We start from the raw sequence: 10,339 nt of genomic DNA, 5'->3' as shown, positions 1-10,339 counted from the left end.
GGCTGGGGCTGGGGCGGCCGCACCGGCTGGGGTGGCGCCGACGGTCTCGCCCCGTCCTGGGATCGCCGTGCCGGCTGAGGCGGAGGCGGCGGGTTGGCCCATGGCGACGCCGCGGCGGCGGCCGCGGTGGCGGGTACCGGCGCCGGCGCCAGCCCCTCGTCGGGGGCCTCGACGCCCTGCTGCCGTGCGCGGCTGCGCTCCAGGGCATCGGCACCGAAGGCGACGATCAGCGTCACCGCGAAGCCGAGGAACAGGACCACGGCGACGACGCGCAGCTTGCCGCCGAACTGCTCGGTGAGCTCGCCGGGGGGCGTCACCACCCGCGTCGTGATCCAGGTGCGCGGAGGGGCGGACGCCTGCTCCTGGGCGGCCCGCAGCTCCCGCTCGAACACCTGCATGACGGCGAGCACGGTCCGGGGCGCGACGTCGTCGCTGCCGGTGGCCACGACCACCACCGTGGGCTCGATGGTCATCGGGTCGGTGCCGACCTCGTAGTCGCCGGTGGCGCCGGTCGCCGCCAACTCCTCCTGGATCTCCTTCTGGGACACGACCTCGGAGACGACGTTGGCCGCGACCTTGAGGTTCCCGTACAGCAGGTACGGGTTCGCCCGGCCCTCGGCGTCGTCGGCCAGCGCCGGGGCGAAGAGCAGCATGGACCCGCGCGCCTCGTACACCGGGGTGACCTTGGCGTACGACACGATGGCCACCAGCAGGGTGAGACCGAGCAGCGGGAGCGCCAGGTACCACCGGCGTGCCATCACCCGGACGAGTGCCAACAGGTCCACGCCACCTCACTTCCTGGAGACTCGGCGTCCACCACTGTACCGGTGGGTCACACCGATCCCGCCCCAATGGCCGCCGGTACAATTGTCGCATGCCGCCGGAGCACACCCTGCCCGGTGACTGGTCTGCGCTCGTGGTGTTCGTCGCCGGAACGGCGTGGGACGGAAACATGTTCCCCGACCAGCACATGGCGATCCGGCTCGCCCGCCACGTCCCGGTGCTGTACGTCGACCCGCCCCTCTCCGTCCTGAGCCCGCGTCACAACCCCGACCTGCGGGCGTCGCTCGAGGGGCCGCGGCTGAGGCTGGTGGCGCCGAACCTGGCCCGCCTCACACCGGTCGTGCTGCCCGCCCTGGGGCGCCCGGGCGTGCGGATGGTGGCCGAGCGCATGCTCCTCCGAGCCGTCCGTCGCGCGGTGCGCGCCCTGCGGGCCGACGTGGACGCCGTCGTCGTGGCGTCCCAGACGCCGGCGTTCGGGATGTTCGGCGAGCGCCGGAGCGTGTTCTACGCCACCGACGACCTGGTCGCGGCCGCCCAGCTGATCGGGTCGAGCACCCGGTGGCTGGAGCGCTGCGAGCGCCGGATCGAGCACTCGGCGGGCACCGTCGTGGTCGTCTCGGACGGCCTGCGCGAACGGTGGGCCGAGCGCCACCCCCACGTGGCGATGATCCCCAACGGGTGCGACGTCGAGCTGTTCGCCGGCACCGACGACCTGGCCTACCCGGCCGACGTCACGCTGCCGCCGCCGATCGCCGGGTTCGTCGGCCACCTGTCCGACCGGATCGACGTCTCCATCCTGGAGGCGGTCGCCGCCACCGACCGCTCGCTCCTGCTGGTGGGGCCCCGCCAGATCACGTTCGACCTCGAACGGGTCGAGGGTCTGCTCGCCCGGCCCAACGTGCAGTGGCTGGGAGCCAAACCGTTCGCCTCGCTGCCCGGGTACCTGCGGGCGATCGACGTCGGCCTCGTCCCTTATGCCGACTCGGCGTTCAACCGGGCCAGCTTCCCGCTGAAGACGCTCGAGTACCTCGCCGCCGGGCGGTCGGTCGTGGCGACCGACCTGCCCGCCATCCGGTGGCTCGGCACCGACCTCGTTCGCACCGTCGCCGGTGCGGACGCGTTCGCCGCCGCCGTGGAGGACGAGCTCGACCGGCCCCGCGACCCGTTCCTGGCCGCCGCCCGGCGCGACCTCGCGGCGCAGCACAGCTGGGACATCCGGGCGCAGGAGTTCCTGGGCGTGCTCCGGCGGGCGCCCGACGCCGAGCGCAGGTGACGCCGGGCGGGTCGGCACTCACCGTCGTCGTCGTCACGTACAACAGCGCGCCCCTGCTCCCGGCCCTCTTCGCCTCGCTCGACGAGGGGCTGGCGGGCATCGACCGGACCGAGGTGGTCGTCGTCGACAACGCCTCGTCCGACGGCTCGGCCGACGTCGCCCGCCGTCTCGCTCCGGCCGCCACGGTGATCGACGCGGGAGGCAACGCGGGCTACGCGGCCGCCATCAACCTCGGCGTCCGGTCGCGCCGCCAGCGCGGTGCGGTGCTCGTGCTCAACCCCGACGTACGGCTCTCCCCGGGCACCGCCGGGGCCCTGCTCCGTGCCCTCGACGACCCCACCGTCGGGATCGCCGCTCCCCGCATCGAGGACGAGGACGGGACCATCCAGCTGTCGCTGCGGCGGGCGCCGACGGTGGCCCGGGCGCTGGGCGAGGCCGTCTTCGGGGGAACGCTGGCCGGACGCCTGTCGTGCTTCGGCGAGGTGGTCGCCGATCGCCGGGTGTACCAGTCGGGCACCGACGCCGAGTGGGCGACGGGCGCAGCACTGGCGATCGCGCCCCGGTGCCTCGACGCCGTCGCCGAGTGGGACGAGTCCTTCTTCCTCTACTCGGAGGAGACCGATTACGCCCTTCGCGCCGGCGACGCCGGCCTGCGGCTCCGGTACGTCGCCGGCGCCGTGGTCACCCACATCGGTGGTGACGCCCACCGCTCCCCCGCCCTGTGGGCGCTCCTCGTGCGCAACCGGGTCCGCCTGTACCGGAAGCGGCACGGGGCGGCGGAGACGGCCGCCTTCGCGGCCGCCGTCGTGCTCAACGAGCTGGTCCGCAGCCGCCACGCCACCCACCGGGCCGCCCTGCGCGCCCTGCTCTCGCTCCGGCGGCGCTGACCGCCGATGCCCTGGCCACAAACCTCTCGGCTTGTTCGCAGCGGGCAAGGTCCGTGGCCGCGCCCGCCGCCGCAGGCGGCCTCTCCGGCTGCGGAGGCGGGCGAGCTCCGCTCGCCCACCGGAGCACGGTCAACTCGACCGAAAGGAGTGAGCGAAGCGAACGAATGACGTCGAAGCACCAGCGGTCAGCGGCGCTCGGCGGCGACGACCAGGTCGACCAGGAACGACGTCGACGCCACGTCGAGGCCGCGCTGACCGGCGAGGAACGCCTCGACGGCGCCGCGGGCCACGAAGGGCAAGGCCAGGACGGGCTCGAGGCTGGCGGGCTCGGCGCGCCAGTGCTCGTGCACCCGGGCCGCCAGGGAGACGGCCCCCACCGCCGGGCGCCCGGTCGACTGCAGCCGCTGGCGCACCTTGGCGGCCACCTTGCCGGCCGAGTGCGCCAGGGCGCTCGCCCGGCCGGCGACGTCCCGGCGGGCCATCTCGGCCGGCGTGCGGCCGGAGTCGAGCGGCAGGGCGGCGAGGTCGGGCGCCATCCTCTGGAGCACCGCCGCGCACAGGCGCGAGCCGCGCTTGTCGGCCGGCGCCGCCCGGCGGGCCCACGCCAGGTACGCAGGGTGGAAGAAGGGGGCGAGGACGGGGTGGCGGCGCGACGCCGCCGAGTGCTCGGGGCCCACCCACCGGCGCATCCGCAGGTCGAGGTACAGCTCGTCGGTCGCCGCCAGCCACGGCCGGCCGTAGCCCCGCAGCGCCTCCTCCACGAGCGTCGCGACGCGTGCCGAGCCCGCCTCCCGGAAGCCGGCGTCCACCACGGACGCATCGACGGCGTCGTTGGTCGTGAGGCGCCAGCGCACCAGCGCGCCGGCGAGGGCGGGCGTCGGCCTCGGCCACGGCGGCTGGCCGGCGTAGTAGAAGCCCCGCGCGAACTCGCCGTTCTGACCGGAGATCCGCGGGCCCTGGGCGCTGCGGTCCTCCACCAGCTCGAGGACCCCCTCGCCCACGGCGTTGCCGCAGGCGTCCCGCCCGGCGGCGGCCCGGCGCACCAGCTCCCACGCCTCCGCCGGCGACAGCGTGGCCAGCCCGGCCAGGTCGACGACCTGGTTGGGCAGCCCCAGCCGTCGGCTCAGGTCGCCGGCGACGCGCACGTCGGGCGCCCCCGGCGAACCGACGGTCATCGTCGTCACCGCCACCGGCATCTCCCGCAGCGCAGCCAGCAGGAGACGGCTGTCGAGCCCGCCGCTCAGCTCGAGGTGGACGGCGTCGTGGCCGGCCACGGCAGCGGCCACCGACGCCCGCACGACGTCGACGCCGGCATCCACCGGATCGCCCTCGCCCGCGTCCTCGGCCGTGGCCGCAAAGGGCGTCCGCTCGGCCCGTCCGCCGGCGAGCGTGCACGCCTGACCGGCCCGGAGCGTGCGCACGCCGGCGAACGGCGTCTCGTCGCCGGCATGGACGCCGAGCAGGGCGAACACCGACAGGGCCGCCTCGTCGAGCCCGGCCCCGGTGAGGGAGGCGAGGGCGAGGGCCGACGTGGAGCACGCCGCCCACCGCGCCTGTCGGGCCACGTGGAGCTGGAGGATCCCTAGCGGGTCGGCGGCGACGACGACCCGCCCGCCCGAGCGGGCCCACAGCCCGCCGGGTGCCACCAGGCTCGGCGCCAGGCCGAGCGCGGCGTCGGGCCGCGCTCCCAGGGCGGCGACGTCGAGCGGTCCGCCACCCGTGGTGGTGCACGCGAGCGTCAGGAGGCCGGCGGCGTCACCCGGCTCCTCGGGCGTCGTGACCACCGGGCGCCCGCCGGCGACGGCCGCCACCGACGCCGCCGCCCGCTCGGCCCGCCGGACCAGGGCGAGCCGCTCGTCCTCCCCGGCGTCGGCCGTGACGCTGAGGGCCACGAACACGCCGGGCACGTCTCCCGTGGGCGCGGTCATGACACGCGGACGTGCTTGGCGAGCCACTCCTCGGTGCGGGCGACGTCGTCGTGGGCGGCGAATAGTCGCCCCCACGTCTCGAGGAGCATCAGCCGCGTCATCCACAAAGGGGTGGCCTCGGCCGCCAGCGTCTCCAGCGCGTCGCCGCCCAGGCCGAAGAAGTCGGCCACGAACCCGCCGGCCAGGCACTCCGGGTCGATGCGGATGCGGTCGTAGATCGTCACCGGGAAGCCCTGCTTCTCGCGCATGGCCAGATCGGCGGGGAGCAGCCGCCTCGCCACCTCCCGCACCGGCCACTTGTCGACGACGAACGGGTGGCGGCGGTCGTGCACCGACCGGGTGGTACGGAGCTTGTACCGGCCGGGAACGTTCACCGCCACCCGCGCCAGCTCGTGGCCGAGGAACGGGAATCGCGACTCCAGGCTCCAGGCCATGCCGAGCCGGTCGTTGCGGTGCAGCAGGGAGGACAGGTGCCCGTGCACCAGCTCCATCGTCATGACGTGCAGCCGGCGCTGCCGCTCGGGGACGAAGGCAAAGGCCTCCTCGGCGCGGCGGCGGACGACGTCCTGCTCGTAGCGGAACAGCAGCTGCTCGAGCAGCTCCGGGAACCGGTCGTCGGTCCGTGGCCACAGCAGCTTCCCGGCCCGCCCGGTGGCGCGGTGGACGAGCCGCTGCGCCGCCCGCTTGGCCCCGTCGACCCGGCGCAGCACGGGGGCGAGGGCGTACTGCGGGTACCCGATGAAGTACTCGTCGCTCCCCTCCCCGGTCAGCAGCACCTTGATCCCGTCCCGCCGGGCCAGGCGGCTCACGAGGTAGAAGGGGATCGAGTTGAGGTGGTAGATGAGGGGCATGTCGTTGGCGCGGGTGACGGCCACGACGGCGGCCAGGATGTCCTCGTCCGACACCGTCTCCACGTGGAGCGGCAGCCCGACCGTCCGGGCCAGGCGCTCGGCCGCCAGCCGCTCGCTGTTCCCGAGGACGTCGGCGTGGTACAGGCCGAGGTCGTCGCCCTGGGCGGCGGCGACCCGGGCGACGAGGTTGGAGTCGACGCCGCCGCTGGCCAGGCAGGCCACCGGCGCGTCGCTGATCATGCGCATGACGGTGCTGGACTCGAACGCCGCCTGGACCCGGTCGACGACCCGTTCGGGGCCTCCGCGGTCGAGCTCCTCGTACAGGTCCCGGTCGGCGAAGTCGAAGAGGCTGAAGTAGCGCCGGCGCACGGGCTCGACGCCGCCGGCGAACGTGACCGTCTCGCCCGCTTCCACCGCCCGGGCCCGGGAGAAGATGGTCCGGTCGCCGAACGTCCCCGACAGCCCCAGCAGGGCGGCGGAGACGGTGGTGTGGTCGGGCGGCCCGACGTCGCCCCCGAAGGCCTTCAGCTCGGACGCGAACCGCACGCGCCCGGCCGCGTCGACCAACCAGTACATCGGCTTCACGCCGTGGCGGTCGCGGGCGAGGGTGAGGCGGCGCTCCCGTACGTCCCACACCGCGAACGCCCAGTCACCCTCCAGGGCCAGCGCCGTCGCCGCCACCCCGTGGCGGGCGATGTGCTCGACGAGGACCTCGGTGTCCCCCGTCGACGTGAACCCCACCCCGGCGTCCTCCAGGCCCCGGCGCAGGTCGCGGAAGTTGAAGATCTCGCCGTTGAAGGAGACGACGTGGCGCCCGTCGTGCGAGCGCATGGGCTGGGCGGCGCACGCCGAGAGGTCGAGGATCGACAGCCGGACGTGGCCGAGCGCCAGCCCCGGCGCCACGAACGTCCCCCGGTCGTCCGGGCCCCGGTGGGCGATGCGGTCCGTCATGCGTTCGAGCTCGTCGGTGGGGAGGGCGTCCCCGCGGGGGTCGAAGATGCCGGTGACGCCGCACACGGCCTACTCCGCCACGGGAGCGGGGCGGCTGTCGTCGCGGCCCCACGGGATCGGCTCGTCGGGCCGCCGCCGGGCGCCGGCGAGGCGGGCGAGCACGGCGACGAGGACGAACACCGGGGCGTCGACCGCCCGGCGGGGGTCGTCCCTCAGCACGGCGAGCACGCCGCCCGCCCCAGGGCCGGACGTCCCGAGCTCGCGGTTCCCGGCCACCACCCGCGCCCGGCGCCGGACCAGCGACCGCAGCGTGCGCGGCGGGCGCACCAGCGACGAGCACTCCTCGACGACCACGCGGGCCGGGCGGGGCACGCACGAGCGCACGTGGTGGTCGTCGGCGAGGATCTCGGGGAACGGCGCGACCAGGGCGTGGCCCCGCTCCGACAGGGCGTACACCCCGCGACCCACCAGGTCGTCACGGACGGACGGCAGGCGCGACCAGAGCCGGTAGAACGACCGCACGGCAGCCGACGACCGGCTGACGTCGAGGCGCAGCCCGGGCGACGCCGCGAGCGCGGCTCCCTCCGGCTCGAGCGCGGCGACCAGGCGGCGCAGCGCCGGCGTCTCGAGGAGCACGTCGGCGTCCACGTACACCCGCGGGAAGGTGTGGCAGGCGGCGTCGGCCAGGTTCAGGGCGTTCGCCTTGCCCCGTCGCGGCGTGCTGACGACGGTGACGTCGGCGCCGAACGACTCCGCCCGCCAGGCGGTGTCGTCGGTGCAGCCGTTGCAGGCCACGACCACCTCCAGCTCACCGGCCCGGGCGTCGCGCAGCAGGGCCCGCAGGCACTCCTCGATGACGCCGGCTTCGTTGTGGGCTGGGACCACCACGCTCGCAGCGGCGGGCGCCCCTCCGGTTCGCATGCGCTGGGTCGCTCCCGGTTCGGGAGGTTCGAGCGTAGCGCCTCGCCCCGCCGGCACCGACCGGTCCCGACCGGTCCCGACCGGTCCCGACCGGTCCCGACCGGTCCCGGCGCCTACAAGGGCTGCTTGGTGTCCGCCCAGAAGTTGCCCCTCCACTCGGAGGACGAGCCGCCCCACGAGTTCACGGGCCCGTAGTAGCCGCACCGGGCGAATACCGATCGGCCGAAGGCGTTGTCGTGGAAGCGCACGTTGCTGGCCACCGGGTACGCCTTGCCGGCGACGCTGCCGCCGTAGACGCAGAACCCGCCGCCGTTGAAGAGGTTGCCCTCGGCCAGGACGTCGGTGATCGGGTTGAAGTCACCGTAGAGGACGAAGGCGCCCGAGCAGTTGGGTAGGGCGCCGCAGTCGATGTTGTTGCGGCGGAGGGTGAAGTTCGACCCGCCGTTGCTGCCCACTCCCGAGTTGTGGCTGTCGCCGGCGCCGTACAGGTCGTGGACCCAAGAGTCCTCGACCACCACGTTGCTCGTCATGCGGATCCCGCTGCCGCCGTGGTGGATGTTGCACCGCCGGCACGTGAAGCCCGAGTTCCCGAGCAGGGCGGCGTTCGCGTTCTGGTTCCCGCCGTCGATCTCCACGTCCTCGATGACGACGCCCGAGACCTCGCCGTAGCCGGTGTCGATGGCGCCGTTGAAGCACGAGCCGCGGACCCGGGTCCTGCGGATCGTCACGTTGCTGGCCCGGACCTGGATGCAGCCCTGGACGTCGAGACCGTCGATGACGGCGCCCGCCTGGGTGACGGTGAAGCCACCGGAAGGGCGGAGCGGGGTCCCGGCGGGCACGCCGGTGTTCGCCGGGCCCGGGTACGGACCGCCGGCCGGCGGGGGGGGCGCCGTCGCCGTCGGAGCCGGAGCCGGCGCCGGGGGCGGAGGCGGCCAGAAGGTCGCCCGGGCCGCCGTCGGGGGAGCGGTGGCCACCGTGGCGAAGGGCGCGGCGGTGGTCGACGTCGGGGCCGGCGGCGGCGGCGGCGGCGACGACGACGACGACGAGGGTGTCGCTGCCGCGTCGGCGTCCGCCCGGGTCACCTCGAGGGCGGACAGCATGGGGTCGTCGGCGAGGGCCCGGAACTCCAGGTTGAGCACGCCGTCGGAGACCTCGACCTCCCGCACCTCGTCGTGGGCGACGGCGTAGCCGGCGACCGCGACCAGGTCCAGGCGGGACACCACCGTGGTGCCCTCGGCCAGCACGTCGAACACGCGTACACCGGGGTCGGTGAACACCGTCTCGGCGAACATCAGCCGGACGACGTACCGGCCGGGTGCTCCGACGGGGACGTCGTAGGCCGACATCCCCCAGCGGTTGGTCTGGTACAGGACGTCGTCGGTCGTCCCCTTGATGTCGGTACCGGTGGCGTGCTGGATCCCACCGGAGCCGCGGAAGCCGCGGTCCCCCTCCCACGGGCGTCCGCCGGTGTCGTTCACCGGCCCCGCTCCGGCGTTGACCCGCCATGCCACGGCGGCGACGGTGTCCGCCGTCCGCGTCGACAGAGGAGCGGCGAGGAGTGCGAATGCGAGGGCGACGGTACCGGCCACCCACCTGAGGTGGTGCCCACCCGTTCGCCTGCCCGCGCCGACCACCAACGACTCTCCCCTCGCTCGCACTCGCCGAGGCGACGTCGACCGTGGCGGCGCGCCGACGCACGCACCGGCTGACGTCTCCCCCAGGTCCCGCCTGCGGAACCCCGCAACAGCGCAGAGTCTTACCGACGCAGGCGCGACTCATCAAGTATGACTTCCCCGACCGAAACGTGGCGAGGCCGCCAGGTCCGACGAACGCTCCGACGGCGCCGCCCGGCGGTACGCGCCGAGGGGAGCCCCCGCAGGGGCTCCCCTCGTGGCGGCTGGACGTGGGACCGAGGTCAGACGGCAGCCTTGGTGTCGACCCAGTGGTTGCCGGACCAGACGTTGCCGTTGGCGCTGCTCCAGGAGGTGTACGGCCCGTAGTAGCCACAATCCTGGAAGGCGGAACGGCCGAAGGCGTTGTTCAGGAACCGGGTGTTCGAGGCGACCGGGTAGGGCTTGCCGGGGACGCTGCCGCCGTACACGCAGAACCCGCCACCGTTGAAGAGGTTGTTCTCGACGAGCACGTCCTGGACGGGGTTGAAGTCACCGTAGAGGACGAGCGCACCCGAGCAGTTGGGGAGCGTGGAGCAGTCGATGTTGTTGTTGCGGACGACGAAGTTGCGCCCGCCGTTGCTGCCGACACCGGAGTTGTGGGTGTCGCCCTCGCCGTAGATGTCGTGGATCCAGGAGTCCTCCAGCACGACGTTGCTGGTCATCCGGACGCCACCCCCACCGTGGTGGATGTTGCACCGCCGGCAGGTGAAGCCCGAGTTGCCGAGCAGGGCGGCACCGGCGTTCTCGTTGCGCCCGTCGATCTCGACGTCGTGGATGAGGATGCCCGAGTAGGCGCCGTAGTCGGTGTCGATGGCGCCGCCCCAGCACGACCCCCGGACACGGGTGTTGCGGATGGTGACGTTGTTCGCCCGCACCAGGATGCACCCGGTGACGTCGAGGTTCTCGACGACGGCGCCGGGCGTGGTCACGGTGAACCCGCCGCTCGGGCGCAGCACCGTGCCGGCCGGGACGCCCGTGTTGCCGGGGCCCGGGAAGGTACCGGAGGGCGCCGGCGGCGTCGTGGTGGTGGTGGTCGTCGGGGCGGGCGGAGCGGTGGTGGTGGTGGTGGTGG

General features: G+C 74.4%; 8 protein-coding genes. 2 read left to right on the top strand and 6 right to left on the bottom strand.

Going from position 1 to position 10,339, the window contains the following annotated elements:
* The coding region (locus VM242_09045; GenBank protein HVM05306.1) for a hypothetical protein at positions 1 to 785 on the bottom strand (785 nt) is incomplete at its 3' end.
* An 89-nt stretch (positions 786 to 874) separates the two neighbouring features.
* Between VM242_09045 and VM242_09040 the strand changes: the two genes are divergently transcribed.
* Together VM242_09040 and VM242_09035 are read left to right on the top strand one after the other, a co-directional pair.
* On the top strand, positions 875 to 2,056 hold the full coding sequence (locus VM242_09040) for a glycosyltransferase (GenBank protein HVM05305.1): 1,182 nt from the start codon (positions 875 to 877) through the stop codon (positions 2,054 to 2,056).
* Positions 2,053 to 2,943: a glycosyltransferase family 2 protein gene (locus VM242_09035; protein HVM05304.1), complete on the top strand. Its 891-nt coding sequence runs from the start codon at positions 2,053 to 2,055 to the stop codon at positions 2,941 to 2,943. The genes VM242_09040 and VM242_09035 overlap by 4 nt, the downstream gene beginning before the upstream one ends.
* A gap of 185 nt (positions 2,944 to 3,128) precedes the next feature.
* Here VM242_09035 and VM242_09030 read toward each other — a convergent pair whose 3' ends face one another.
* From VM242_09030 to VM242_09010, 5 genes are all read right to left on the bottom strand, one after another.
* Positions 3,129 to 4,871: an asparagine synthase-related protein gene (locus tag VM242_09030; GenBank protein ID HVM05303.1), complete on the bottom strand. Its 1,743-nt coding sequence runs from the start codon at positions 4,869 to 4,871 to the stop codon at positions 3,129 to 3,131.
* Complete coding sequence (gene asnB / locus VM242_09025; protein HVM05302.1) at positions 4,868 to 6,739, bottom strand: asparagine synthase (glutamine-hydrolyzing); 1,872 nt, start codon at positions 6,737 to 6,739, stop codon at positions 4,868 to 4,870. Before asnB ends, VM242_09030 begins: the two co-directional genes overlap by 4 nt.
* Before the next feature lie 3 nt (positions 6,740 to 6,742).
* The gene (locus tag VM242_09020; protein HVM05301.1) at positions 6,743 to 7,561 is read right to left on the bottom strand and encodes a glycosyltransferase; all 819 of its coding nucleotides are present in this window, start codon (positions 7,559 to 7,561) and stop codon (positions 6,743 to 6,745) included.
* A 146-nt stretch (positions 7,562 to 7,707) separates the two neighbouring features.
* Positions 7,708 to 9,183 (bottom strand): malectin domain-containing carbohydrate-binding protein, encoded by a 1,476-nt coding sequence (locus VM242_09015; GenBank protein ID HVM05300.1) that lies wholly within the window; start codon positions 9,181 to 9,183, stop codon positions 7,708 to 7,710.
* Between the two features lie 326 nt (positions 9,184 to 9,509).
* On the bottom strand, positions 9,510 to 10,339 hold an 830-nt coding region (locus VM242_09010; protein ID HVM05299.1), incomplete at its 5' end, for a hypothetical protein.

This window comes from Acidimicrobiales bacterium (assembly GCA_035540975.1).
Classification (GTDB): domain Bacteria; phylum Actinomycetota; class Acidimicrobiia; order Acidimicrobiales.
This window is presented reverse-complemented; position numbering and strand designations above follow the sequence as displayed.

Bases quoted from the DNA above. Each gene is read 5' to 3' on its own strand.
- VM242_09040 (HVM05305.1), top strand. From the start codon at position 875: ATGCCGCCGGAGCACACCCTGCCCGGTGACTGGTCTGCGCTCGTGGTG.
- VM242_09030 (HVM05303.1), bottom strand. From the start codon at position 4,871: ATGACCGCGCCCACGGGAGACGTGCCCGGCGTGTTCGTGGCCCTCAGC.